Origin of the sequence: Pseudomonas sp. NFACC13-1 (assembly GCF_900104425.1) — a bacterium.
In the GTDB taxonomy this organism is placed as follows: domain Bacteria; phylum Pseudomonadota; class Gammaproteobacteria; order Pseudomonadales; family Pseudomonadaceae; genus Aquipseudomonas; species Aquipseudomonas fluorescens_AA.
This window is the reverse complement of the sequence record NZ_FMXV01000002.1, coordinates 326,861-352,380: the sequence shown is the minus strand read 5'-3', so window position 1 is coordinate 352,380 and position 25,520 is coordinate 326,861. Positions and strand designations below refer to the sequence as shown.

Below are 25,520 nucleotides of genomic sequence, written 5' to 3'. Positions count from 1 at the left end.
TTCACCAGAGGGTACGTCATGTTTAATAAAAAACTAAAAGATGAACTGACGGCTAGGACGGCCGAATTGGCAACTTACAAAGGGCTGGTCGGCGCTCTGGAGCGGTCGATGGCTGTTATCGAGTTCAGCCCCGATGGCAAGGTCCTTCGGGCGAACGAGAATTTCCTGAGCACGATGGGCTACCGTGCGGAACAATTGGCCAGCCTGTCCCATCGGGATTTCTGCCCCCCTGCGTTGGCGGGCAGCGCCGAGTATCGTGAATTCTGGAACAAGTTGCGCACCGGTCAATTCGTATCCGGCACGTTCCAGCGCCGCAGCGCATCAGGCCAGAACGTGTGGCTGGAAGCCAGCTATAACCCGGTGGTGGACGAACAAGGCCGTGTCGTGAAGGTGGTCAAGTACGCACTCGATGTCACCGCCAAGGTGACCGCCGAGGCCGAAACACGCGGCCGGCTGGCGGCCCTCGACCGGGCCATGGCGGTCATCGAGTTCGACCTGGGTGGCAACATCCTGACCGCCAACGACAACTTCATGAATGTCATGCATTACTCACTGGCAGACCTCAAGGGCAAGCACCACCGGATGTTTTGCGAAGCGAGCCTGGTGAGTAGCTCGGAGTACAGTGATTTCTGGCGTCGACTCAATGCCGGCGAGTTTTTCAGCGGGCAATTCAAGCGTCTCGGCAAAAACGGCAAAGTTGTCTGGCTGGAAGCCAGCTACAACCCGGTCTACGACGCCGAAGGCAAATTGTGCAAGATTGTGAAGTTCGCCAGTGACATCACCGAACGGGTAGAGAAATTCGAAGAGGACTCGCGCGGCGCCTCCCGCGCGTACCACATCTCCGCCGAGACCGAACGCGTGGCCGAGCAGGGCGCCCAGGTGATCCACCAGACCGCCAAGGAGATGCGCGAGATCGCCGACAACATCGGCGCCTCCGCGCGCCTCGTTGGGCAACTGGGCGCACGTTCGGAAGAGATCACCGCCATCGTCAATACCATTCGCGGCATTGCCGACCAGACCAACCTGCTGGCCCTCAACGCGGCCATCGAGGCTGCGCGGGCCGGCGATCAGGGGCGGGGGTTCGCGGTGGTGGCCGACGAGGTCCGGCAACTGGCCGGGCGCACCAGTCGTTCCACCTCGGAGATTGCCGAAATGATCGGCATGATCCTCTCCGAAACCCGCGATGCCGTCGCGAGCATGAACGTGACCCACGAGGGCGCCTTGCGCGGTGTCACCCTGGCAGACCAGGCCGGATCGGTCATCGTGCAGATCCGGAACGGGACCACCGATGCCCTCGATGCGGTGAGCATGTTCGCCTCCAAGCTCGATGAGTCCGAGGTGATTCCCAAGACGGCTATCGGCTGGGTGGGTTGAGGTGAGCTGAGCCCTCGCCCTGGCGATCCATGGACTTGAGCAGTTCAAGCAAGACTGTTCGCAGCTCCGGCGGTCGCACGGGCTTGGCCAGCACCGAGATGTTCAGGCTTTGCAATGACTGGCGTATGCGCTCGATCTCGTGTCCGGTGATGACCAGCGCCGGGACTTGCCAGCCGCGCTGCTCGCGTATCGCGGCAATGCATTCGGCACCCGAGACTTTCGTGCCCAGGTCGAAGTCGGCGATGACGATATCGCAATCGCTGGTCAGCCCCTCGCCGTCGCTGTGGGCCTCAACCTCGCAACCCCATTTTTCCAGGAGCGCCGACGTCGCCATCAGGACGTTGGCGTCGTCTTCCACCAGGCACACCCGTAATCCGTCCAAGCGATTCTGGACGGGCGACACCTTGGGTTCCATGGCCCTCGGCGCCGCCAGTTCCAGGCCGCTGATCGCCACCTTGGTGCCTTGTCCGACCGTGGAGCGGATGTGTATATCGACACCGAGTATCTGGCTGATGCGCTTGACGATGGACAGGCCCAGGCCAAGGCCCTCGACATCCTTGTCGCGCACATGGCGCACGCGGTAGAACTCCTTGAACACTTCGGGCAAATGTTCGGCGGCAATGCCGCGTCCCTTGTCGTAGATCACCACGGCCAGGCGCTTGCCCTGGCGGCGCACGCCGATCAGTACCGGTTGGCCGGGCGCGTATTTGAGGGCGTTGGACAGCAGGTTCTGGACCATCGTGGTCAGCATGCCTGGATTGACGCTGACCCAGTAAGGGCTGGCGCGCAGGCGCAGTTCGACCCCGGCCCAGCGAGCCGCCTCGGTGTTCTGCTTGACGACGTCCTGTAGGAGCGCGCCCAAGTGGACGGTATCGGCCTTCGGCATCAGTTGGCCATGGTCCAGGGTGTAGATATCGAGGATCGAACGGAACAGCTGCGACACGGTGTGTAGCGAACGGTCGATGTTGTCCACCAGCCGCAATTCCTCCAGGCCCAGCCTGGCGTCACGCAGGCAGGCGGTGAACAGGCCGATGGAGTGGATCGGTTGGCGCAGGTCATGGCTGGCCTGGGCCAGGAAGCGGGATTTCTCCTGGTTCGCGGCAATCGCCTCTTCCGAAGCAATGCGGGTGCGCTTGAGCAAAATGTGCGCATAGGCCGGCACCACGATGGTGGTGACGATCAGCATCAGGAACATGTAGGGCTGGGTACGCCAGAATGGGTTGAGCCAGAAAATCAGCACCAGGGTCGACAGCGCGATAACGGTTGCCAGCGCCAGGTAGCGCGAGCCGAAGCGCATGCCGTTGCCCAGGGTGACCCAGAGCAGTGCCGCGTAGATCGGCAGGGCGCTTTCACCGCCCAGCACCATGGCGAAAGCGATGCCCGTGTAGTCATGCAGCATCGAGAAAAGGCGCCGCCAGAAGAAGTGTCCTGGCCAACGCTTGATGATCATGCGCAGGAATACCGAGGCGACGATAAACGTTACGATGTAAATGATGATGGGCACGTAGCCTGTGGCACCGCCGGGATGGAGGCTGGCCAACACGACGATGTACAACAGCGCACAGGCGCTGACGATCAGGCGCAACGTGGCCTGGTCGAGTTCACTGTTCTTTTCCACTGGCTTTCGAACCTCATGTGTCTCTGGTGCCTTGGGCAAGCGTAGCGGCTAGCCCATCTGTGCTATTCAGAATTGTTGCCCGAGTCAGGATACTTCAGGAGGTATGACCACTCAGGACGTCGGGAGAGTACATGAACGGAGTCGTTCGTTTTTTCAGTGTGATCAGCGCCACGATGCTGTGCGCTTCAGTGGCCTATGCAGGTAGCCAGGCGTGCACGATGGAAGGTGAAATGACCGTCATGGGGCAACACATCGAGGCGAAAGACTGCGTGCAGGCGAGCGATAAGCAACCGGTGGCCAAGTTCCGCTCCAGCTGTGAATCCTTCGCCAACATGCCGGTCGCGCTTGGTGGCGAAGCGGGCAGGATCACCTACTCGCAAACCTGCCCGGAGAATCCCCAGGGCACCTGTGTGAATGTGAACGGGCAGGGCGTGGACTTTTACTACTACAAGCGTACCGCTGAGCTGTTGGACAGCACCCGCAAGAGTTGCGCGTTGAGTGGAGGGACCTGGAAGGAGTAGTTCGAGCATCACGGTCGTTGTTGCATGAGGGTTGGGGACAGGCTCGATGCCGTCCCCAACGATCAATAGGACCTCTTGTTGACGCAGGTGTGGGCGAACCGGTTGAAGCCGTCGTTCGCATCGAAGTTGGTAACGACGTTGTTTTTGTCAAAGGTCAGTGTAATGACACACGTCCCCGGTCTGATCGACGTGTCCCAATGGTTGGTCGTGACCATTACACCGTTCTGCATCTGGGTTTCGCTGCCCAGATAGATGTTTCTCCGATAAGAGCCGTTCATGAACCACTGGAGCGTTTTCTCTCCAGTGGCGTCGGAGACCGACTGCCGATCAGGCTCACCATAAATGTCCATGGCCTCGGCCAGTGTCTTGCCACGCCACATTTGCCGGGCAATGATCTCCTCCAGGCCACCGGTGGTGCCGCATCCGGTCAGCAGGGTGCTGGCAAATGCCAATACCCACAGCCAACGCCCATTGTATCTACGCATCAAGACCGCCTCTCTTCAAGCCACCGATCACTGACGCCAGGGTCTTAGTAGACCCGGTAGTACTTGACCACGTCATCGACGAAATAAATGGTCAATACCGAACCCTGGGTCTGGCTTTGGCCTGTTTTCCCGCCGGTCACGCTGCTGACGTCGTTAGCCACGGTCTGTGCCTTGGACAGTTGTGTCGAGGTGTCGGCCATCTTCAGGCGCGTCTCGGGCGACACGTACTTATTGGCCAGCTTCATGTATTTATCCAGGCCCTCATCACTCTTTTCGTAGGTCCAGTTCGACTCGTTGCTGGTGCTGGTCGAATTGAGCTCTTCATTCGTCGGCGCGCCGAACATTTGGGTGATCTGGCTTTTTGTCGTCTTGCCCGGAATGATCGTTTGCTTGAGGTAAGAGACGTCGTATTTTTTGGCGCCCTGGTTCAAGGAGCCCATCAAGTTGCCCAAGTTGCCCAAGTCACCGGTGTTTGCACAACCGTTGAGTACGCCCGCCAGCACGCACAGCGCCAATCCATTTCTAAGTGTTTTTCCATATTCGAAGGACATGATGACTTACCTTGAGTTAATGTCAGGACCATTCCATTTCAACCGCGCAGACGGTGAAGTTGACCCAGCATTGCGCCGCCTGTGGACTTATTTAATCCATAGGCTTCGCACGCCATGACGTTTCGATAGGCACAGTGATACTGCACGGCGAATGGCGCGTTGGCTTTCTTTATGATTGGCTGTTCGAACAGCCTTTGTATGGAACGCCCACAGCTTAGGGGGAGAGTACTGGGCGAAGCTATAGTACAAGTGTGCTATGGCTTGGGAGGCGAGCAGGGAGGGTAACGCTCAATGAATATTGGCGGCCGTCATACATTTAATTGTCTTGTTTTTCCGACCATCCTCCATTGTTTGGAAAGTTGGAAAATTGCGCCGCGGCCGCCGCGCGCGTGGGGACACCCAGGGCTTTGAGCAGGCTCGAGACATGGATGCGCACCGTGAAGGGGGAAATGCCAAGGTCCCGGGCTATTTCCTTGTTGGTCTTGCCGGCCGCGATCAACCCAAGCACTTGCCGTTGGCGCACGGTCAGCTGGGAAAGCGCGTCGTCCAGTACCGAGCTTTCGGCTTGATACTTCACCACCACTTCGCCTTCGCGTATTGCCATGATGGCGTCGGCAATATCGGAGGGGTCGATATTCTTGCCGATGAAGCCGTCGGCGCCCAGCGCCATCACCTGGGAAATAACATCGATGTCATCCATCATTGAAACCACAATAATGGAGGTCCGTTTGAATTCACTGCGCAACTGGCCTATGACTTGCAGCGATTTGATCCCGGGAAAGCGCAAGTCGAGTATCAGGGAGTCCACTTCCACCCCGGAACGCGCCAGCGCCAATACTTCATCCAGATTGCCCGCCTGTTCTATGATGGCTGTCGGCAGAAGCCGTTCGATGGTTCTCAACATCCCTTCACGAAACAAAGGATGGTCATCTGCCACAATGACTCTGCACGTCATGCTTCAGATCCTTCTGACTTCAAGTTCGCGCATCGTAACCCAAACTGCCCCTCGGATTTCAGTTTGAAACAAACTTTCATGTTGGAATAGTCCTGTGAATATGACGGAAAAGAATAGCGAGCTTGATCAGGCTACATTGAGATTGACGGTCGGGGCGTGTACTGCGCTCTACGTCATCGTGGTGGCCTTTCTGGCCAGCGACTTCGAAACCTATGTACCGATCCTGTGGTACATGGTTTTTTTCTTCGGCACCGCGGTCCCGCTGCGCATGGCGGTCAAGCGCTGGCCCGGGCACTTTTTCCTGCGTCGTCTTTTTGCCATGACACTGGATTATGCCAGCCTCGCCTTTGCCTTGATCGTCGGTGGAGAGGGCACGCTGCCGGTGTACGCGGCAGTGCTCTGGGTCACGTTGGGCAATGGCATGCGCTTCGGCTCGCGCTACCTGGCGCTGGCAACCGTTCTGGCGCTGTCGACCCTGGGGGTGATTTTCATGCTCACGCCGTTCTGGCGTGGCCAGCCCTATCTGTTCCTGACGTTGATCGTCACCACCATCGTGGTGCCGGCCTATGCGCATATCCTGCTGACCCGTACCCGCATCGCTTCGGAAGAGGCGATTGCCGCGAACCAGGAGAAATCCCGCTTCCTGGCCCAGGCCAGCCATGACTTGCGCCAGCCGATCCACTCGATCGGCCTGTTCACCGCCTGCCTGCGCGATGCCCGGCTGGGACAGGAAGAACTGCGACTGGTGGACAACATCGACCGTTCGCTGCACATCGTGTCGCAGCTGTTCCGTTCGATCCTGGACATCTACACCCTCGACAACGGGCAGCTTGAACCGCAAGCCGAACCCGTGCACCTGGGCGCGTTGCTCCAGGACGTGGTCAAGCAGAACACCGAAGCCGCCCGCTGGGCCGGTGTCGAGTTGCGCCTGCGGCCTTGCCGGCACTGGGTCAGTGTCAATGCCGGTTTGTTGGCGACCATGGTGCAGAACCTGGTCTCCAATACGCTCAAATATGCCCCCGGCCAACCGGTGTTGATCGGTGTACGTCCGAAAGGCAGTGGCCTGGCCATCGTCATCTACGACAAGGGCCGGGGCATTGCCGCCGAGCATCTGCCTGAGGTGTTCAAGGAGTTTTATCGGGTACGCCACGTCCGTGACAAGGATGTCGAGGGACTGGGCCTGGGGTTGTCCATCGTCAAGCGGATCAGCCACCTGATCAACCTGGACATCCAGCTGCACTCCCGGCTCGGCCAGGGCACGCGCGCCATGATCCAAGGGCTGGAAAGGGTCGCGCCAAGGACAGTGGTGGACAGACCGGTGCCCACGCAAAGCCGTTTGCACGGCTTGCGGGTGTGCCTGGTGGAGGATGACGCCAACGTGCTGATGGCGACGTCTGCGCTGTTGGAGAAGTGGGGATGCGAAGTGGAAACCCACAGCGACGGGGTGGGTGTGACCAGTGACTGCGACATCATCATTGCCGACTTCGACCTGGGTACGAAAGTCTCGGGCGCCGAATGCATCGCCGCCATTCGCGAACAGCGGGGCTGGGAAGTCCCCGCCATGATCATGACCGGCCATGAAATCGAAAAAATTCGCCACGCGCTGCACCACATGAACATTTCGATCCTGGCCAAGCCCGTGCGGCCTCCGGAGTTGCGGGCGACCTTGCTCGAATTGACCAAGCATTTCGCCAGTGTCAGGCCATGAGCTCACCATTCCACTTTATGAAACGGTGGATTGCAGTTTGTGCGTATTCCTGCGCAACCGCTTTGGGCAGAAGATGACCCCAGCCACTTGCACACCCGTGCAGAAAGTGGCGGAGAATCCCTAACCGTAGCGCACTGGCGCAGGCGTTCATGCTGCGAGCGCGAGGAGTAGCTGATGGACGAAGCCTTGCAAACAAAAAACTCGCCCTGGCACGAAGGAGAGCTGACCTTGCAGCGCTCCGTCGGCGCGGTCGACATGATGGCCAGTGTCGGCCAACGGCAACTGGCGCGTACGTGGATGCCGGATCAGCACCGGGAGTTCTACGCCCAGTTGCCTTTCGTGGTGCTGGGGGCGGTGGATCGGCAAGGCGACGTGTGGGCGACCCTGCGCACGGGGCAGCCAGGTTTCATGAATTCGCCCGATCCGCAGACCCTGCACATCAACCTCGAGCCCGAGCCGAACGATCCGGCCCAGGAGGGCATGGGCGAGGGGGATGCCATCGGCATGCTGGGGATCGAATTGCACACCCGTCGGCGTAATCGCATGAATGGCGTCGTGCGCCGTCAGCTTGCCCCAGGGCTGGAGATCGCAGTGAGCCAGGCCTATGGCAACTGCCCTCGCTACATCAACCTGCGCCAGTATCAATTTGTCGACGCACAGGCGGTCGCGCCGCGTCAGTTGAGCGTGTCAGACCCGCTGGTGCGGCGCCTGGTGACGGCGGCCGATTCGTTTTACATCGCCACCTACGTGGTGCGCGATGGCGAGCGGCAGGTCGATGCTTCTCACCGTGGCGGCAAGCCGGGGTTCGTGCGCATGGATGAAGACGGGTCGCTGACCATTCCGGATTTTTCCGGCAATCTGTTTTTCAACACCCTGGGCAACATCCTGCTCAACCCACGGGCCGGGCTGGTGTTCGTCGATTTCCAGACCGGCGATCTGCTGCAAATGAGTGGCTCGGCGCAAGTCCTGCTGGACGATCCCGAGATCAATGCCTTCCAGGGCGCCGAGCGGCTGCTGCGCTTCACACCGCAACGCATCGTCTATCGTCCGGCCGCCATCGCGCTGCGCTGGAAGGATCAGGAGGAAGGCGACTCGCCCAATTCATTGATGACCGGCAGTTGGGAGCAAGCCGCCGAGCGTTTGCAGGCCGAGGCGCTGCGTAGCCGCTGGCGTTCGTTGCGGGTTGCGCGAGTCGTGGATGAGAGCCACAACATTCGTTCGTTCTACCTGCAGGCGAGCGATGGCTTGGGTTTGCCCCGGTTTGAAGCCGGGCAACATTTGCCGGTGCGGATCCAGCTGGAGGGGCAGAAAGCGCCGTCGATCCGGACCTATAGCGTTTCCAGTGCACCGTCGGATGATTTCCTGCGCATCAGCGTCAAGCGCGATGGATCGGTGTCGTCCCACCTGCATGAGCAGGTGCGGGCGCTGCACGAGATCGAAGCGCGGGCGCCCCAGGGCCATTTCACCGTCCAGGCCACCGAGCGGCGTCCGTTGGTATTGCTGGCCGCGGGGGTGGGCATCACGCCGCTGTTGTCGATGTTGCGCGAGGTGGTTTACCAGGGGCAACGCATCAGCCGCATGCGCCCGGTCTGGCTGGTGCAAAGCGCCCGCTCGGTGGCCGACCTGGCGTTCCGTGAAGAGATCGACGAACTGGCCGCCCGTGCCGGCGACAAGCTCCAGGTTGTGCGCATGGTCAGCCAACCGCCCACCGAAGCAAAGGTCGGTGAAGGCTATGACCTGGCGGGCCGGATCGATGTGGAACTGCTGAAGAAACTGCTGCCGCTCAACGACTACGACTTCTATCTGTGCGGGCCGGGCAGCTTTACCCAGGCGCTGTACGACGGGCTGCGCAAATTGCGCATCCCTGACGATCGCATCCACGCGGAAACCTTCGGTCCGTCCACCCTTGTGCGGGATGTCGAAGTCAGCATGCCGGCGCCCCAGCAAGTGCCGGCCGCGACTGAAGCGGTGAAGGTCCTGTTCGCCAGTTCCGGCAAGGAGGCCCGTTGGGAACCCGGCGGCGGAACGCTGTTGGAACTGGCCGAAGCGCGCGGCTTGAACCCGGAATTCAGCTGCCGCGGCGGTTCCTGCGGCACCTGCAAAACCCGCTTGAGCCGCGGCCAGGTGCATTACCTGAGCCAGCCGGCCGAACCGGTTGGCGAAGGCGAAGTGCTGATCTGCTGCGCGGTGCCGGCCCAAGGCAGCGAGCCGTTGGTGCTTGAGGTCTAGGCTTGCGATCGTTTCACGGGGTGAAATGCTGGATTGTAAAAGCTGGTTATTCCACTGTCCGGAGCAGGAGCAGAGGATAGCGCCATCGACGCGATCACCGCTTCGAGCCCAAACAACATGGAGTACGTCATGCCTGAGAACGCGATCAAACTTTATCGCCACCCGTTGTCGGGTCACGCCCATCGTGTCGAGCTGATGCTCTCGCTGCTGGGCCAGCCGACCGAGCTGGTATTCGTGGACTTGATGAAAGGCGAGCACAAGACCCCGGAGTTCCTCGCCATCAACAGCTTCGGCCAGGTGCCGGTGATCGATGACAACGGTGTGGTGCTGGCCGACTCGAACGCGATCCTGGTTTACCTCGCGGCCAAGTTCGGCAAGGGCCAGTGGTTGCCCAGCGATCCGCTCGCCCAGGCCCGGGTGCAGCGCTGGCTTTCGGTGGCCGCGGGCCAGATCAACCAGGGGCCGGCCAACGCCCGATTGATCACCGTATTCGGCGCCGGCTATGACGCCGAAGACGCCATCAAGCGTTCCCACGCCCTGTTGAAGGTGATGGAGACGGAGCTGGGACAAAGCCGGTTCCTGGCCGGTGAGCAACCGACCATCGCTGACGTGGCCGCGTACACCTATGTGTCTCACGCACCGGAAGGCAACGTCGCGCTGACCGACTACCCGAACGTGCGTGCCTGGCTGGGCAGCATCGAAGCCTTGCCGAATTTCGTCGGCATGCAGCGCACCGCCAAGGGCTTGCAGCAAGCCTGAGTCAAACCGCAGGCGCTTGCCGGGGCCATCTTCCGGCAAGCCTTGAGGCCGTAACCGCCACGTATGTTCAATCTCCCTCAAGCAAGGCTGGATCACCCATGGATCGCTTTCAGGAAATGCAGATTTTCATGGTGGTGGCCGAGGAGGAAGGGTTCGCCGCTGCCGCCCGGCGCTTGCGCATTTCGCCACCGAGCGTGACGCGAGCCATTGCGGCGATGGAAGAACGGATCGGCACCCAGCTGTTGTCCCGTACCACCCGCAATGTGCACCTGACCGAGGCGGGGCAACGCTACCTGGAAGATTGCCGGCGGATCCTGAGTGAGCTCGAAGAGGCCGAGGAGGCCGCCGCCGGCAGCTACTCGATCCCGGGCGGGTATCTGACGGTCACCGCGCCGGTGCTGTTTGGCGAGTTGTACATCGCGCCTTTGCTGACGGATTACCTGGATCAGTTTCCCTCGGTGCACCTCAATGCCTTGTTGGTCGACCGTGTGGTGAATATCGCGGACGAGGGCATCGATGTGGCGATCCGCATCGGCCATTTGCAGGAAAACAATCAGCACGCCATCAAGGTCGGTGAGGTACGCCAAGTGATTTGCGGCGCCCCGGCCTATTTCCAGCGCCATGGACGGCCAACCCATCCTGGTGAGTTGAGCAAGGCCAATGTCGTGATGTCTTCGGCCAGTCATTTGCTGAGCCACTGGCAGTTCATGGACGAAGCAAACTCGCTGAGCCTGCGGGTTGATCCACGCCTGGTGGTGACCGCGAATCAGGCTGCGATCAATATCGCCCGCCAAGGCTGGGGCGTTACCCGGGTATTGTCTTATCAAGTGGCCCGGCAGGTCGCCGCCGGTGAACTGGAAGTGGTGCTCAAGGCTTTCGAACCACCGGCGTTGCCGATTCACGTGGTGTATCAGAAGAGCAATCGAGTGCCGGCCAAGGTGCGTACGTTCGTGGATTTCCTCGCGGATCGGCTGGGGAACGACGTCACGCTCAAGCCTGTCGTGAAAGGCACCGGCTGATGGCGCGCCACCATGAAATGCTGGTATTCCACGCGCTGTCGCAGTGCTCCAGCCTTGCCTCGGCCGCCCAGCGCCTCAACGTCTCCGGACAGACCGTGATGCGTGCGGTCGCTCGACTGGAAGCGCGGCTGGGGGTGCAGTTACTGTCACGAAGCACGCGCGGGGTGGTGTTGACGGAAGCCGGGGTCGGCTTCATGGTCGATTGTTCACGCATTCTCAAGGCCGTTGACGAGGCTGAAGCATCGGCCAGGGGCTGGCATGTCCAGGCGCAGGGCAATTTGACGATTCTGTTGCCCACGTTGTTCAGCCGTTATGTCATGGCCCCGGTATTGGCCGGCTACATGGATCACTTTCCCGAGATCAGGGTATTCGCCCACTACCATGATCGTTTCCCGAACATGCATGAGGAAGGGCTGGATGTCGCGGTGCTGGTCGGGCATCTGCCCAGTTGCTCATTGATCGCACGGCCTGTCGGCAGTGTTCGCTCGCTCGTCTGCGCCAGTCCTGGTTACCTGGCCAGGCATGGTGAGCCGGTTGTGCCGCAGGATCTGCACGATCACCGACTGATCGCCACGCAGGCCAACCAGGACTGGGTCCAGTGGTCCTTTCAACAGCAGGGCGAGGCCAACGGCTTCAAGGCACGCACGCGCCTCAGTTGCGCCACGCTACAGGCGGCCATCGACGCTGCGGCTCATGGGGCCGGGTTGACGCGCTGCTTGAGCTATCCGTTGTACGACTATCTGAGCAGCGGACGCTTGCGCAGGGTCTTGCAAGCCTATGAGCCGCCCTCCATGCCCGTGCATGTGGTCTACCGTGAAAGACGCAAGGCGCCGATGCGTGTGCGCAGTTTCGTGGACTACATCGTCGAGCACCTGCGCGAGCACCCGGCCCTGCGAGCGGATATCTGTTGATTGTCAGCGCGCATTCGGGGCCTGGATCCCACGCCGCACCCGCCCTGGCGCCTCGCCGTAGATTTCCTTGAATTTCTTGCTGAACGCAGCCTGGGATTGGTAGCCGACCTGTACGGCAATATCGCTCAGCCCCAGGTGTGAGTGGCTGAGCAGACTGAAGGCCAGCTCCATTCGCACTTGCGTCAACAGTACCCACGGCGAGACGCCGGCCAGCTTGACGAATGCCCGCATGAAATTGGCCCGGGACATGCTCGCGAGGTCCGCCAGGCCCTGAATGGTCCACTCGTGTGCAGGGGCCGCCAGCATCGCCTGCCAGGCCCGGCCCAGGCGCTTGTCGCCGAGCAGGGCCAGCGAGCCGCTGTCCTGGCCATGGCTCGCCAGGTGCGCACGCAGGATCAGGGTGAACAGGGCCTGGGACAAGGCGTCGAGCAAGAAGCGAGCGCCGGGCTGGTTCCCATCCGCTTCCCCGCGAAGGATTTCCACCAACGCCGGCAAAGGTCCGTTGGCCGGTAATGCGCCGCTGGGAATCACCAGGTAGTCGGGCAGGGCACTGAACAGCAACGAAGCCCGATTGAAATGGAAACCACCGCAAAGCATGTCCAGCTCCGCACTGGCACCGCCAATGCGGTGAATCGGCAGGGCGCCCCCGGTCACGATCCGGGGTAAGGTCGGCGTCACCATTTTCCCAGGGCTGTGCATGAGGTGCGGGGCGCCTCGCGGCAGCAGCAGGATGTCACCGGCGCGCATGGGCAAGCGCTGCCCATCGGCAAACTCGACGCGGCCTTCGCCGGCCAGCACGATGTGATAGGGCGCGGTGCCCAGGGCCTGCTGGCCGTGTTCCAGGGCCCAGTCGCCCTGGAACTGACAGCGCAGGTCCAGGCTGCCGCGAACGTTGGCCAGGCTGATGAGTTTATCGATCGCATTCATTTGAGCGTTTCGCCAAAAAAACTGAGCGGATTGAGCAAAACCGAGTGGCGCCAGGGTGAAAAACTGAGGGCGTCAAAACAGTACACCCAACCCACTCAGGAGTTAATGCCATGTTCAATAACTGGTCCGAATTGTTGCCCACCATTCAGAAAGCGTTTGGCGCGCTGGGCCGCAGCAACCCGAAAATGGTCAAGGCCTATATGGCGCTCGGGGAAGCCGCCAGCGAAAACAACGTGCTCGATGCCAAGACCCGCGAGCTGATCTCGATCGCCATCGCCGTGACCACCCGTTGCGACGGTTGTATCGCCGCCCACACGGATGCGGCGATCAAGGCGGGGGCGAGCCGTGAGGAGGTCGCAGCGGCCCTGGCCACTGCGATTTCGTTGAATGCGGGGGCTGCCTACATCTACTCGCTGCGCTCGCTTGAAGCGTACGACACGCTGCAAAAGCCGGCGTGACTTATAGCCGGTCCCAAGCCCCGGTTCCCTCAACGGTTCCGGGGCTTTTTTGGCTGCCCGGGGCGATTGTTTCAGATAACGCAATCGAGTCATCAGACTCCTGGGCATTCTCTAAAAACCGTTCGCCAGTGAAACTGATCCCAGAAGCGATCGACCGTTTCGGGCCGTCGCAGCGTTCTCCATTCTCCAGGAGATTTCCCATGATCGACGTCACCTGCACCGGCAACCCTTGGTCGGACACCTCTGTCGCGATTCACCCAGAATACGAAGGCGGATTCCTGCTGCCCCAGTTGATGGGCGCCCTGGCCAGCGAGTCCGCAGCACCGGTTTCGAACGCCGTGTGCCAGCCCAGTACGAGCGGCGCCATGCTGGCGAAGGCGGGCGCTTTTGTGATGCGGGTGCTGAGGCTGACGCCGACCCGCTAAACACAACGCTGAGCCCGTGGCGGATGTGGATGCGGCATGTCCCCTATACAATGCATCGCAATTACCCAAGCTCCAGGTGGTGGTTCCGATGTTGCTACGTCACTTGCGCTATCTGTTGGCGGTCGCTGACCACGGCGGTTTCACGCGTGCCGCCGAGGTGCTGCACGTGTCGCAGCCGACCCTGTCGCAACAGATCCGGCAACTGGAAGAAACCCTCGGGGTGAGTCTGTTCGACCGCACGTCTCGCACGGTCAGGCCCACGGACGCCGGGGCGGCCTATATCGAATGCGCCCGGCGGGTACTGGTGGAACTGGCCGCCGGCAAGCGCGCGCTGCATGACGTCAAGGACCTGTCCCGCGGCAGCTTGAGGCTGGCCATGACCCCGACGTTCATGGCTTACCTGGTCGGGCCGCTGGTGCGTGACTACCGCGGGCGATACCCGAATATCCATCTGCAAATCTTCGAATTGTCGATGGTTGATATCGAGGAGGGCTTGGCGAATGACACGTTAGACATCGCCATCGCATTCGATCAGGTCAGGAGCGCCGATATCGAATCGATCCCGGCGTTCACCGAAACCCTGGGGCTGATGGTGGGGCGCAATCACCCGTTGTATGACTGCCAGGCCGCGCTGACGGCTGAGCAGGTCGGGCAACTGGAGTTCGCCTTGTTGAGCCCGGACTTTGCCACCCGTACGTGCATCGATGACTACTTCGTCCAGGCTCGGATCACGCCCAAGGTGAGCATTGAGGTCAACTCGGTCAGCACGTTGCTGGAAGTGATCGGGCATTCGTCCGTCGCCACCATTCTTCCGGAACCCATCGCCACCCAGGAGCGCGCACTGCGCAAGCTGGCGCTGCAGGACGCGGCGCCACGGCGTGGAGCTTCGCTGTTGCGGCGCAAGAACAACTATCACAGCGCGGCGTCCGTGGCTTTCATGGAGACACTGTTGCACGGGATGGATGGCTTTGGGGCCGCTGCGCAGCCCAGCGGGAGCAAGCGCCCTCGCCACCGTGATCGAGGTGGGCAGTTGCCCTAGACAAAACAGCGACCCTCACGCGGCAGTCGCCGTCCGGGCCGGTACGGCACACGCCTGGGGGTTGTCCGCCAAGGACCTGAAGCTGCGATTGTCGACGTCCAGGGCGTCGATGGAGCCGGTCTCGATGTCATAGACCCAGCCGTGCAGGTTGAGCAAGCCCTTCTCCTGGGCCAGCCGCACACTCGGGTGCGTCTGGATGTTCGCCAATTGGGCGATGACGTTTTCACGCACCATCGAACTGACTTTCGCCGCGTCATCGACGTGAGGCCGTGACTCATTGATGACCCGTGCCGACTCGGCGTGTTGCAGCCAACCGCTGACCGCTGGCAGGTGATTCATGCAGGCGCATTTGGCGACGGCGGTCATGGCACCGCAATCGGAATGACCACAGATCACGATATCCCTCACGCCCAGCACCGCGACGGCATATTCCACCGTCGCGGAAACACCGCCCGGGTGCGGGCTATAGGACGGCACGATATTGCCGGCATTACGGATCACGAACAGTTCGCCGGGTTCCTGCTGGGTCAGCAGCTCCGGTACAACGCGGCTGTCGGAACAGGTGATGAACAACGTGCCCGGGTGTTGCGTGGTGGCCAGGTGTTTGAACAGGTCCGTGCGTTGTGGAAAGACCTCTTGCTGGAACTTCAGGAAACCTTCGATCAGCGCTTTCATGCTGCTTGCCTCCAATGAATGGGTTGTTTGCCCAGCCGAGTATCAGTTCGTGCAGCTGTCGCCGACCAGGCTGTATTCAGGAATGTGGGTTTCACCTTGGGAATCGCGACAGGTCAGAACGGACGCAGGGGCAGGAACTTGCCGTCCAGTGTGATCACCGCACGCGAGCCGCCTTCAGGGTCCTCGACTTTCTTGATGTCGAGCTTGAAGTTGATCGCGCTGATGATGCCGTCGCCGAACTGCTCATGAACCAGTGCCTTGAGGGTGGTGCCGTAGATCTGGATCATTTCGTAGAAGCGATAGATCGTCGGATCGGTCGGCACGCCAGCGAGGCTGCCGCGCAGGGGAATGATCTGCAGGCGGGCGACCGAGTCAGCGGTCAGGTCGAGCTTCCCGCCAATCACCTTCGCCGCGCGTTCCGGCAATGGATGCTGGCCGAGCAGGGCGGCGGTGACGTAGGCGAGGCTCAGGCCGGTGCCATCGGCCAAGTCCTGCCAGGAAAGGTGCTTGCGCGCCTTGGCATCCAGTACTTCGGTGGTCAGGGCCAGGCTGATGTCGTTGTAGGCGTGGGACTGTTGCATGGCGTAGCTCCTATCGGTTTGGATCGGGTTGATGTCGCTTGGTTGAAGCCATCATCTGCCGCTTTGGTTATAGCGTCCAAGACCGATATGCAATGCAATGTATTGGTGTTGCCTATGAATTGGAGCCCCACGTTGTCGAGGTATAAATCCTGTAATTGTTGACCTGCACTTGAAGGCCGACCTACCGATCGTACAAGCGATGTTCGCCGCTTCCGATCACCTGAGTGGCAGAAAGAGCTCGGTAATGGCTTGGTTCTCCGCAACGTCCGGAAAGAACGTAATACGCTGGCAGTAGAGGGGGAAATCTCCTGGCTCCTCACCGCTGGCCGGCAACCAGTCCCTGTATAAGTACAGCGCGGCGGGCTCGAGGTTGTCTGCGCCCCCTTCGACCCGCAGCACTGCACAACGTCCGGCGGGAATACTGCCAGCCTTGATCGTTTCTCCGTTCGGCACGACAGGTCGGCCCGTCCCCGCGCATAAATCCAGGCGATAGTCTTGCGGCGGCGTCGTGCGCGGGTCGGAGTGAAATACATTGAACGTCGGGCTGATCGAGGGGATCAGGCCGACACTTCGCCGCCAGGCAATGAAGCGTTGGAGGGTCGTACCGATCGTCGAGGGATCGCCTCGGTGTTCCATGATGGCGACGGGGGTTGCAGGAACCGTACGGATCCGTACGTCACTGGGCTGATAGGGCGTGGGCATGAGGCGGTTCCTCGCAGTGTGCAATGGCGTGAAAAGGGTGTTCCAGCGCTGCCAGTCGGGAGACTTGCGGAAATGCGAAGGCGGTTGTCCCACCCGTTGTCGAAATACACGGGCAAAGGCGTCAGGCGCTGCGTAACCGGCGTCCATGGCGATCTGCGTAATCGTTTCATGTTCGCGAAACGCCAGTTTGTAGGAGGCGCGTTTCAGGCGCGCGAGTTGGACGTAGCGATTCAAGGGCAAGCTGAACGTCGCGATGAACTGCCGGTGAAAATGGTATTTCGAAAAAGCCGCAACGCCGCTCAACGTGTCCAGGTCCAGGCAGTCATCAAGGTGCAGGTCGATGTAATCGAGCACCTTCTGCATGCGGGATTGGTAATGCTTTTTTGTGTCGGTCATGGTCTTTCCCAGTAAAGGCCACCAGCATGAGGCCGGCGAGCACAATGCGCTCGACCGATCTTGCTATCTTCTCGCAGCCTGCCGGGTCTCGGAGCCAACGACCAGCCAGATGCCGATCCCGGACGCCGCCATCCCCACCACCATCTGCCAGGAAAGCGGTTCGTTGAACATGGCCCAGGCCCAGAGCATCGTAATGGGCGGGCTGAGGTACAGGACACTGGCGACGCGGGTGGCGGTCGCGCGACGCAGGCACAACCAATAGAGGCCGTAGCCGCCCATGGTCGACAGGCCCGCGGTCCACAATACGCTCAGTGCGAAGCCTGTGCTGGGCAGCGGGGCCAGGCTGCCATGGGCGCCCTCGACCAGGGCGAAGGCCAGGCCCGACACGCAACACTGCAGCCACAGGTTGGGCAGCAGCCCCAGCGATTGTTCGGCGGGCAAGTGTTTCTGCCACAGGGTCGCGACGGCGAGCGAGAGCATGCCAAGCAGCGGCAGGCCATAGGCCCACAAGGGCGCATTGCCCCACGCCAGTGCGCCCTGGGTTACCAGAACGACGCCGAGCAGGCCGATCAGCAGCCCCGTCCAGACCTGCCAGGCCAGTCGTTGCCGGAGTACGCCTGCGGCCAGCAGCGCCATGCCCATCGGCAACAGGTCGGCGACCAGCGCGGCCAGGCCCGCCGGCACGCCCAGGGCAATGCCTTGGGTGATGCCGCCCAGGTAGCCCGCCATCGCCAGGAGGCCGATGCCGGCATTCTTCAAAAGTGCGATGGGCGAGGTCCGGCGTAGCGACCTGGCGACGAAGGGAAACAGGACGAGCGTGACCACGACACACCGCCAGAAGACCACCAGCAGGGCCGGCGCGTAATCGATGGAAAAGCGCGCACCGACGAAACCCGAGCTCCACGACACCAGCAATGCCGCTTCGAGCAACGGCAATGGAATCAGCCAGTACCAGGCGGGCCGGGGCAGGGAAGTGCAGGTCATCGACTTATTCGGGTTCATGGCCACAGGCTACGAAACCCGGCTAATCTAATAAATCAAAATGTAATGCATCAGTTGTTCACGAAGATTGAATCATGACGGCCATACTCGATATCGACTTGATACGTACTTTTCATGCGGTGGCGCGGATCGGTAAGTTCAGTGCGGCGGCAGACCAACTGCACAAAAGCCCGGCGGCGGTCAGCGTGCATATCCAGCGTTTGGAAGCGGTCGCTGGCGGGCGGTTGCTCAACCGGGACAATCAATCGGTATCCCTCACCGCGTTGGGCCAGCGTTTGCTCGTGGCGACGACAGAGCTGCTGAGCACCCATGACCGGGTGCTGGCCGACCTGCACGGAACCCGTTTGGCGGGACGTATCACCTTGGGGGTGCCGGATGAGTACGCAGACCATGTGATCCGCGACATCCTCCCGACCTTCGCCGCCGCGTGGCCCAATGTGGTGCTGGAGCTCAAGACTGCGCCAAGTTACGCGCTACGCGACCTGGTGCAGCGCGGCAAGCTCCAGGCGGCGGTGGTCGCCCAGCCGAAGGGGCAGGCGAATGCAGAGGTGCAAGTGCTGGTGTCCACCACGCCGGTCTGGGTCGGGCCGGCCCACACGGCGGCGGCCTCGATGGAGCCGCTGCCGCTGGCGGTGCATGCGGCGCAATGCCCTTATCGACAAGCGATGCTGGAGTCCCTCAGGCAAAGCGGACGCAAGACCCGCATCGTCCTGGAAAGCCCCTCCAACCAGGCCGTCAAGGCCTGTGTGGAGGCCGGGCTGGCGATCAGCCTGATCGACCGTGGGCGGGTGACGGATGCCATGCGGATCCTCGAAGGCCTGCCGGTGATCGCGGAGCATGAAGTGGTGTTCATGCGCGCCCAGGCATCACGCAACGACGAAGCCGTTAGCCTGCTGGCCCGTGCCATGCAGCAGTATTTCCGGCTGTAGGCATGGAGTCGGGCGCCGCTGCGCAGCCCTAAGGACCGGGTCAAGCCGACAATGGCGGTGTCCGAGGCGGGACCCGGCGCTTGGAGCCAATCGACTCGAACGCCGACGCCAGTTGCAACAGCTTCGAATCGTCATAGGCACGCCCGGCGAATGTCAGCCCGACGGGCATGCCGATGTCCGCCATGACGCCCATTGGCACGGTGACCGTGGGTACGCCCAGGTGGCGGATGGCGAGGTTGCCGTTGGCGACCCAGACCCCGTTGCTCCAGGCGATATCGGCAGATTCCGGATTGATATCCGCATCCGCCGGTCCGACGTCGGCGACGGTCGGGAAAATCACCGCGTCCAGGCCCAGCCGCTCCATCCAGTCTTCCAGGTCGATCCGGCGTGTCGCTTCAAGCCCCCGCAACCCGTCGGGCAGCGTCGGGATCTGGTCCCAGGGCGTAATGCCGCGCTGGGCCATCTTCACATACTCGTCCATGCCGGCGGCCAGATCGTCCTCCCGGTTGGGCAGGGTGCCCGGGTCGTGGGGGAAGATCTTCGGTCCGTCGACATCGGCCAGGCGATTCAATTTCGGATCACCGTTGGCCCGCAGGAAGTCATCGAATGCCCAGGCCGACAGGTCCCACAACTCATGGTGCAGGAACTCCTTGGAAACCAGGCCGCGGGTGAACACCGTCGGTGCGCCGGGACGGTCGCCCTCGCAGTTGGACACCAGCGGGAAATCCACTTCGATCACTTCGGCGCCGCAAGCCTCAAGGGCCTTGCGGGCTTGTTCCCAAAGGTCGATCACCGAGGCGCGGGTGACGATTCGCTGCCCGGTCGGGCCACCGATGCCGGGGGCTTCGGCGGTGCCGGCTTCAGGGTCCGCATTGATGTACATCCGTGGCACGCCGAACCGAATGCCGGCCAGCGCCGTCGGGTTGCTGGCAAGGCTCGGATACGAGGCGGGACGAACCGATTCGACGCTCGGAATCGGCACCCAGGGTTGCAACCGCCACAGGTCGCCACGGGTGTCCGGGTCCTCGGCGACCACTACGTCCAGCACTTCGAGCAGGTCGGCCATGGTCCTGGCGAAGGGCACGACGACGTCCATCGTCGGCGTCAACGGCCAGTTGCCCCGCACCGAAATCACCCCGCGCGACGGCGTGTAGGCGCACAGGCCGTTGTTCGACGCCGGGCCGCGTCCACTCGACCAGGTTTCCTCGGCAAGGCCGAACGCCGCGAAACTGGCGGCGGTTGCCGTGCCCGCACCGTTCGAGGAGCCGGAGGCAAAGGGCGCGGTGAGGTAGTCGCCGTTGTACGGGCTTTCCGCACGGCCATACACCCCGCGCTGCATCCCGCCATTGGCCATGGGCGGCATGTTGGTCTTGCCCAGGCAGATGGCCCCGGCGGCGCGCAGTCGTTCGATGGTGAACGCATCGCGATAGGCCACCAAGTCCTTGAACGCCGGGCTTCCGGAGGCGGCGGTGAGCCCCTTGACCAGATAACTATCCTTGGCCGTATAGGGAATGCCGTCGAGCGGGCCGAGGGTCTGGCCACTGGCCCGGCGGGCATCGGAGGCCTGCGCTTCCTTCAGCGCATCCGGGTTGCGCACCACCACGGCGTTGAGGGCCGTGGGGGTGTCGGGGCCGTCGTAGGCATCGATCCTGGCGAGGTAGGCCTGGACAAGCGCTACCGCCGTGGTCTGGCCCGATTCCAGCGCGGCGCGCAGTTGGGCAATGGAAACTTCGGTGATGTCGATCATGCAGTTACCGCCGCGGTGGAAGGATGACGGCTGTGCGGGTCCATTGACATTGGGGCCTGGCACTTCAGGTCATCTAAAGGTGGATATTTATCGGGTTTTGCCTACTGTACTACGGAAGAACGATCAAGGGCAGCCCAGGTTTGATCGGATTATTTCTCAAGCATGCGCAAGCTTCCCATCTTCAGACTTCGTTAAGAAACGGCCTCGATACTTCTCCCCAATAGCCCGAGGGAGAACGTTGCGCCATGCCCGATTTTGACTGGAACATCCACTTGCCGCTGGCCTTCGGCGATGCCGGCCCGCCGGTTCGGCACTTGCACCGGGCGTTGCCGGGACAAGCCCGGCGAGCTGAGTTCGAGGCGTTCATCCAGCAGCGTTTTCGCCAGGTCCACGGTGCCGATATTCGTCACTTCATGCCGGAGCTGTTCGGGCTCGACGATGTCCATGGCACGCTCTGCGCAGCCTCTGGCGTGCGCCGGGCCGCCCAGGGGGCGCTGTTCCTCGAACATTATCTGGACAGCCCCATCGAGCCTTTGATCAGTGCCGCCGCCGATCGAATGGTGGACCGCGCTGGCATCGTCGAGGTTGGCAACCTGGCCGCCAGCGACACGGGCAGCGCCCGGCTGAGCATCATCGCGATCACTTATCTGTTGGCCATGGGCGGCCTGGAGTGGGTTGCCTTCACTGGCAATATCGGCCTGGTCAACAGCTTCCATCGCCTGGGCCTCAAGCCCGTGACCCTGTGCCCGGCCGACCCGCAGCGCCTTGGCGAGGAGCGTCACCTCTGGGGGCGTTACTACGAAAGCCAGCCGTGGGTTCATGTCGGAAACATCCGCGCCGGTTTCATTCATCTGCGCAATACCGGCGTGTTCAATCGCCTGGGACTGCCGACGGACCTCGGAGAAACCAGCCATGTCGCCTGAATTGGAACGCTTCAAGCGCACTCTGCGTGGTCATGCCGAGCGCAGGGGCCATGCCGTGGCACTGTGGGGCGACGGTTCGCAGCTCGACTACGCGACGCTTTATTCCGAAGTGGTGTACCGCCAGCAACGCCTGCGCGATGAACACATCAGCGTTGTCGCCCTGGCCCTGGACAATGGTATCGAAGCGATGCTATGGGACCTTGCCGCGCTGTTCGAAGGGCTGGCCTGCGTCATCCTGCCCGGTTTTTTCAGCCAGGCTCAACGTCGGCACTGCCTGGAGCAGAGCCAGGCCGAGCGGGTGATCGCCGAGCCTGCGTTCGAAACGCAACTGCAAGCCGCCGGATACCAGCATGGTGGCGAGTTCTGGCGACGGCACTTCGACGGACCGAGCCGTCTGCCGGCAGGCACCGCCAAGCTGACGTTCACCTCTGGCACCACCGGCACACCGAAGGGCGTCTGCCTGAGCGCCGACAGCCTGTTGCGGGTGGCTCGCGAACTGGAGCAGGCCAGCCAACCGGTCGAGGCCAGGCATCACCTGGCGTTACTGCCCCTGGCGATTCTGCTGGAAAACCTTGGCTGCTACGCGGCGTTGTATGCCGGTGCCATGCTGAGCCTGCCCAGCCAGAGGACGCTCGGCATTCAGGGCGCCAGCGAGGTCGACCCGACGCGGCTGCTGGGATGCCTGGCCGAGCGCCGGGCGCAGAGCCTGATCCTGGTTCCGCAGCTGCTGCTGATGTTGGTCATGGCTGCCGAACAAAAGATGTTCAACCCGCACGTCGTGCGATTCGCCGCCGTTGGCGGGGCACGGGTGTCCCACGATTTGTTGCAGCGGGCCCAGCGTGTTGGCCTGCCGGTGTTTGAAGGCTATGGGTTGTCGGAATGCGCCTCGGTGGTGTGCCTCAATCGGCCACAGGCTCATCGTGCCGGCAGTGTCGGCCAGCCGCTGCCCCATGTGGAGGTCCGCTTGGCCGATGACGGCGAAGTCCTGATCAAGGGCTCGACGCTGCTCGGTTACCTGGGTGAGCCACCGCACGCCAGCGAATGGTGGCCCAGCGGCGACCTGGGGGCGTTCGACGAGGACGGTTTCCTTTACCTGCGCGGTCGCAAGAAACACCAATTCGTGACCAGTTTCGGTCGCAATGTGAACCCCGAATGGGTTGAAGCCGAACTCACCCAGGGCGGTGACATTGCCCAGGCCTTCGTTTATGGCGAAGCCTTGCCGCACAACCATGCTCTGCTCTGGCCCGCCCGTGCCGACTGCACGGATCAAACGCTGGAGCTGGCCGTGGCCAAGGCCAACGACACGCTGCCCGACTACGCGCGGGTCCATCGCTGGACGCGCCTGGACCAACCCTTCAGCGCTGCCAACGGCATGCTCACCGCCAATGGTCGACCACGCCGGGAGGCCATCGTCGAGCATTACCGCGCGCAGCTCACTTCATCTGTCTTGTCCGAGGAATCCTCATCATGAGTTTTTTTGACACGTTGCAAGAAGCCACCCAGCAAGAGCGCCAGACCCTGTTCAATCTGCCGATCATCCGCGACGCCCTCGACGGCCAGGTCAGCCTGGCCAGTTACCGGGGCTTCCTGATTCAGGCGTATTACCACGTGCGCCATACGGTGCCGTTGATGATGGCGTGCGGGGCGCGCCTGCCAACGCACCTGGAATGGCTGCGCAAGGCCGTGTGCGAATACATCGACGAAGAGTACGGCCATGAGCAATGGGTGCTGGATGACATTGCCGTGTGCGGTGGCGATAAGGAGGCGGTGCGCAACGGCCAGCCATCGTTGCCCATCGAACTGATGGTCAGTTACCTCTATGACTTGATCGCCCGAGGCAACCCGGTGGGCCTGTTCGGCATGGTCAATGTGCTGGAAGGCACCAGTATCGCCCTGGCGACCCATGCCGCCGACAGCATCCGCCAGCGCCTGGAACTGCCGCCCACGGCGTTCAGTTACCTCAGCTCCCATGGATCGCTCGACATCGAGCATATGCAGACTTATCGCGGCCTGATGAACCGCCTGGACGATCCGGCGGACCAGGCTGCGGTGATCCATGCCTCCAAGGTGGTGTACCGGTTGTACACCGATATGTTCCGGGGCCTGCCTCGTGACGGGGAGCCTCAACATGCGCCTGTGTGATGCGCGTGTCGTGCTGACGGGTGCCAGCGGTGGAATCGGCCAGGCCATTGCCGCTGCCCTGTGCGCCAGTGGCGCGCGGGTGCTGGCCGTGGCCAGGCATCGCGAAGCCTTGCAGCCGTTGCTGGAGCGTTATCCGCAGCACTTGAGCTGGGTCGAAGCCGACCTGACCTTCCTCGCTGACCGACGCAAAGTGTTGGTCGCCGCCGAGGCCCAGGGCGGCCTCAACCTGCTGATCAATGCCGCCGGCGTGAACCACTTCGCCATGCTCGAACAGCTCGACGACAGCGAGATCAACGCCATGCTGGCGCTGAACATCAGTGCGCCGATCTGCCTGACCAAAATACTGTTGCCGCTGCTCAAGCACGCCGACAGCGCGATGGTGGTGAACGTCGGTTCGACCTATGGATCAATCGGCTACCCGGGCTACGCCAGCTACTGCGCCAGCAAGTTTGCCTTGCGCGGATTTTCCGAAGCCTTGCGTCGGGAGTTGGCCGACACCCGTGTCGGAGTGCTCTACGTGGCGCCCCGGGCCACCCGAACCTCGATGAACAGCCCGGCAGCCGACGCGCTCAACCAGGCCCTCAAGGCCAGCGTCGACGACCCGCAAACCGTGGCGGCGGCGGTGATCCACGCCATTATCGGCGACCGGCGCGAGCTGTATCTGGGCTGGCCTGAACGCTTTTTCGTCGGTCTTAACAGCCTGTTGCCCAATCTGGTGGACCGTGGCTTGCGCAAGCAATTGCCACTGGTGCGCCGCCTCAGTCGCAAACCTGAAAACGAGCACCTCAAGCCATGAAAAAAATTCTCGCTTGCCTATTGATCGGCACCCTGAGCCAAAGCGTCTGGGCATTGGAGGCGGCCGACCAGCAACGTCTCAGCGACATCCAGCAGCGCTGGGCCCACATTCAATATGAAGTGCCCGAAGGCCAACGCGCCGACGCGTTCGAAAAACTCGCGACCCAGGCCTCGGCATTCAAGCAGGAGCGCCAATCGGTGGCCGAAGCATGGATCTGGTCCGGCATCGTCAACAGCAGTTGGGCCGGTGCCAAGGGTGGGCTCGGTGCGCTGGGCAAGGTCAAGGACGCCAAGGGCGACCTGGAAAAAGCCCTGACCCTGGACCCCAAGGCCCTGCAAGGCTCGGCCTACACCAGCCTCGGCGCACTCTACGACCGGGTGCCGGGCTGGCCCCTGGGTTTCGGCGACTCGGACAAGGCCGAGCAATTGCTCAAGCAAGCGTTGCAACTCAACCCGAACGGCATCGACAGCCTGTACTTTTGGGGCGATCACCTCTACCGTCAGAAGCGCTACAGCGAAGCCAAGGCAGCGCTGCAAAAAGCCTTGCAGGCGGCGCCGCGGCCGGGTCGGGAAACGGCCGATGCCGGGCGCCGCAAGGAGATCGACGCGTTACTGGTGGATGTGAACAAGCAACTGAACTGACAGGAGC

At 62.0% G+C, this 25,520-nt stretch carries 26 protein-coding genes and 1 pseudogene; 17 read left to right on the top strand and 10 right to left on the bottom strand.

The genetic code is table 11. The annotated features are described in order from the left end of the window. Nucleotides 1-18 precede the first annotated feature (18 nt). Both BLQ55_RS32745 and BLQ55_RS32740 read left to right on the top strand, forming a co-directional pair. Nucleotides 19-786: pseudogene (locus tag BLQ55_RS32745) on the top strand (PAS domain-containing protein); the annotation flags it as partial. Continuing rightward, on the top strand, nt 760-1,374 hold the full coding sequence (locus BLQ55_RS32740; protein ID WP_371128517.1) for a methyl-accepting chemotaxis protein: 615 nt from the start codon (nt 760-762) through the stop codon (nt 1,372-1,374). The pseudogene BLQ55_RS32745 and the gene BLQ55_RS32740, both read left to right, overlap by 27 nt. Here the strand turns inward: BLQ55_RS32740 and BLQ55_RS04025 are convergent. Beyond that, complete coding sequence (locus tag BLQ55_RS04025) at nt 1,355-2,992, bottom strand: ATP-binding response regulator (RefSeq protein ID WP_092197808.1); 1,638 nt, start codon at nt 2,990-2,992, stop codon at nt 1,355-1,357. The genes BLQ55_RS32740 and BLQ55_RS04025 overlap by 20 nt on opposite strands. A gap of 131 nt (nt 2,993-3,123) precedes the next feature. Between BLQ55_RS04025 and BLQ55_RS04020 the strand changes: the two genes are divergently transcribed. Continuing rightward, entirely contained in the window at nt 3,124-3,513 is a 390-nt protein-coding gene (locus BLQ55_RS04020; RefSeq protein WP_092197810.1) for a hypothetical protein, read from the top strand. Between the two features lie 62 nt (nt 3,514-3,575). Here the strand turns inward: BLQ55_RS04020 and BLQ55_RS04015 are convergent, their stop codons facing one another. The 3 genes from BLQ55_RS04015 to BLQ55_RS04005 form a co-directional block, all read right to left on the bottom strand. Further along, nucleotides 3,576-3,998 carry a hypothetical protein gene (locus tag BLQ55_RS04015; RefSeq protein WP_092252511.1) on the bottom strand — a complete coding sequence of 141 codons (423 nt, stop codon included), beginning with the start codon at nt 3,996-3,998 and terminating at the stop codon, nt 3,576-3,578. 44 nt (nt 3,999-4,042) lie between these two features. Continuing rightward, a complete protein-coding gene (locus BLQ55_RS04010) occupies nt 4,043-4,549 on the bottom strand; it encodes a hypothetical protein (protein WP_092197812.1) in 507 nt (168 codons plus the stop codon). 316 nt (nt 4,550-4,865) lie between these two features. Continuing rightward, entirely contained in the window at nt 4,866-5,504 is a 639-nt protein-coding gene (locus BLQ55_RS04005; RefSeq protein WP_092252509.1) for a response regulator, read from the bottom strand. 100 nt (nt 5,505-5,604) lie between these two features. Between BLQ55_RS04005 and BLQ55_RS04000 the strand changes: the two genes are divergently transcribed. The 5 genes from BLQ55_RS04000 to BLQ55_RS03980 all read left to right on the top strand — a co-directional run bounded on the left by BLQ55_RS04000 (nt 5,605) and on the right by BLQ55_RS03980 (nt 12,130). After that, on the top strand, nt 5,605-7,212 hold the full coding sequence (locus BLQ55_RS04000) for an ATP-binding response regulator (RefSeq protein WP_092252506.1): 1,608 nt from the start codon (nt 5,605-5,607) through the stop codon (nt 7,210-7,212). Nucleotides 7,213-7,386: 174 nt separating this feature from the next. After that, nucleotides 7,387-9,441, top strand: a complete 2,055-nt coding sequence (locus BLQ55_RS03995) for a 2Fe-2S iron-sulfur cluster-binding protein (protein ID WP_092252505.1) — start codon at nt 7,387-7,389, stop codon at nt 9,439-9,441. Nucleotides 9,442-9,570: 129 nt separating this feature from the next. Further along, a complete protein-coding gene (locus BLQ55_RS03990) occupies nt 9,571-10,200 on the top strand; it encodes a glutathione S-transferase family protein (protein ID WP_092252503.1) in 630 nt (209 codons plus the stop codon). 98 nt (nt 10,201-10,298) lie between these two features. Continuing rightward, on the top strand, nt 10,299-11,219 hold the full coding sequence (locus tag BLQ55_RS03985) for a LysR family transcriptional regulator (protein WP_092252501.1): 921 nt from the start codon (nt 10,299-10,301) through the stop codon (nt 11,217-11,219). Further along, nucleotides 11,219-12,130 carry a LysR family transcriptional regulator gene (locus tag BLQ55_RS03980; protein ID WP_092252499.1) on the top strand — a complete coding sequence of 304 codons (912 nt, stop codon included), beginning with the start codon at nt 11,219-11,221 and terminating at the stop codon, nt 12,128-12,130. Before BLQ55_RS03985 ends, BLQ55_RS03980 begins: the two co-directional genes overlap by 1 nt. A 3-nt stretch (nt 12,131-12,133) precedes the next feature. On the opposite strand, the gene BLQ55_RS03975 is transcribed toward BLQ55_RS03980, so the two are convergent. Then, nucleotides 12,134-13,057 (bottom strand): AraC family transcriptional regulator, encoded by a 924-nt coding sequence (locus BLQ55_RS03975; RefSeq protein WP_092252497.1) that lies wholly within the window; start codon nt 13,055-13,057, stop codon nt 12,134-12,136. A 110-nt stretch (nt 13,058-13,167) separates the two neighbouring features. Here BLQ55_RS03975 and BLQ55_RS03970 point away from each other — a divergent pair, with 110 nt between their 5' ends. The 3 genes from BLQ55_RS03970 (at nt 13,168) to cynR (ending at nt 14,979) form a co-directional block, all read left to right on the top strand. Beyond that, complete coding sequence (locus BLQ55_RS03970; RefSeq protein WP_092165140.1) at nt 13,168-13,515, top strand: carboxymuconolactone decarboxylase family protein; 348 nt, start codon at nt 13,168-13,170, stop codon at nt 13,513-13,515. A 200-nt stretch (nt 13,516-13,715) separates the two neighbouring features. Further along, on the top strand, nt 13,716-13,940 hold the full coding sequence (locus BLQ55_RS03960; protein WP_092197830.1) for a hypothetical protein: 225 nt from the start codon (nt 13,716-13,718) through the stop codon (nt 13,938-13,940). Nucleotides 13,941-14,028: 88 nt separating this feature from the next. After that, nucleotides 14,029-14,979, top strand: coding sequence for a transcriptional regulator CynR (cynR, locus tag BLQ55_RS03955; RefSeq protein WP_092252495.1), 951 nt, complete (start codon nt 14,029-14,031; stop codon nt 14,977-14,979). 15 nt (nt 14,980-14,994) lie between these two features. Here cynR and BLQ55_RS03950 read toward each other — a convergent pair whose 3' ends face one another. The 4 genes from BLQ55_RS03950 to BLQ55_RS03935 form a co-directional block, all read right to left on the bottom strand. Further along, nucleotides 14,995-15,654 carry a carbonic anhydrase gene (locus tag BLQ55_RS03950; protein ID WP_092197834.1) on the bottom strand — a complete coding sequence of 220 codons (660 nt, stop codon included), beginning with the start codon at nt 15,652-15,654 and terminating at the stop codon, nt 14,995-14,997. 113 nt (nt 15,655-15,767) lie between these two features. Beyond that, complete coding sequence (gene cynS / locus BLQ55_RS03945; RefSeq protein WP_092252493.1) at nt 15,768-16,235, bottom strand: cyanase; 468 nt, start codon at nt 16,233-16,235, stop codon at nt 15,768-15,770. Between the two features lie 216 nt (nt 16,236-16,451). Continuing rightward, on the bottom strand, nt 16,452-17,333 hold the full coding sequence (locus BLQ55_RS03940) for an AraC family transcriptional regulator (RefSeq protein WP_092252491.1): 882 nt from the start codon (nt 17,331-17,333) through the stop codon (nt 16,452-16,454). A gap of 63 nt (nt 17,334-17,396) precedes the next feature. Continuing rightward, nucleotides 17,397-18,335 carry a DMT family transporter gene (locus BLQ55_RS03935; protein ID WP_092252489.1) on the bottom strand — a complete coding sequence of 313 codons (939 nt, stop codon included), beginning with the start codon at nt 18,333-18,335 and terminating at the stop codon, nt 17,397-17,399. A 74-nt stretch (nt 18,336-18,409) separates the two neighbouring features. On the opposite strand from BLQ55_RS03935, the gene BLQ55_RS03930 reads away from it, so the two are divergent. Further along, nucleotides 18,410-19,264, top strand: coding sequence for a LysR family transcriptional regulator (locus tag BLQ55_RS03930; RefSeq protein ID WP_092197844.1), 855 nt, complete (start codon nt 18,410-18,412; stop codon nt 19,262-19,264). Nucleotides 19,265-19,304: 40 nt separating this feature from the next. Here BLQ55_RS03930 and BLQ55_RS03925 read toward each other — a convergent pair whose 3' ends face one another. Beyond that, entirely contained in the window at nt 19,305-21,011 is a 1,707-nt protein-coding gene (locus BLQ55_RS03925; RefSeq protein ID WP_092197846.1) for an amidase, read from the bottom strand. Nucleotides 21,012-21,256: 245 nt separating this feature from the next. On the opposite strand from BLQ55_RS03925, the gene BLQ55_RS03920 reads away from it, so the two are divergent. Genes BLQ55_RS03920 through BLQ55_RS03900 form a run of 5 tightly spaced genes read left to right on the top strand, consistent with a single transcriptional unit; the run spans nt 21,257 to nt 25,513 of the window. Next, on the top strand, nt 21,257-21,934 hold the full coding sequence (locus BLQ55_RS03920) for a thermostable hemolysin (protein ID WP_092252487.1): 678 nt from the start codon (nt 21,257-21,259) through the stop codon (nt 21,932-21,934). Next, nucleotides 21,924-23,405 (top strand): AMP-binding protein, encoded by a 1,482-nt coding sequence (locus tag BLQ55_RS03915; RefSeq protein WP_092252485.1) that lies wholly within the window; start codon nt 21,924-21,926, stop codon nt 23,403-23,405. The genes BLQ55_RS03920 and BLQ55_RS03915 overlap by 11 nt, the downstream gene beginning before the upstream one ends. Beyond that, nucleotides 23,402-24,076, top strand: a complete 675-nt coding sequence (locus BLQ55_RS03910) for an iron-containing redox enzyme family protein (RefSeq protein WP_092197852.1) — start codon at nt 23,402-23,404, stop codon at nt 24,074-24,076. Before BLQ55_RS03915 ends, BLQ55_RS03910 begins: the two co-directional genes overlap by 4 nt. Then, complete coding sequence (locus tag BLQ55_RS03905) at nt 24,063-24,872, top strand: SDR family oxidoreductase (RefSeq protein ID WP_092252483.1); 810 nt, start codon at nt 24,063-24,065, stop codon at nt 24,870-24,872. The genes BLQ55_RS03910 and BLQ55_RS03905 overlap by 14 nt, the downstream gene beginning before the upstream one ends. After that, entirely contained in the window at nt 24,869-25,513 is a 645-nt protein-coding gene (locus tag BLQ55_RS03900) for a tetratricopeptide repeat protein (protein WP_092197856.1), read from the top strand. Before BLQ55_RS03905 ends, BLQ55_RS03900 begins: the two co-directional genes overlap by 4 nt. Nucleotides 25,514-25,520 lie beyond the last annotated feature (7 nt).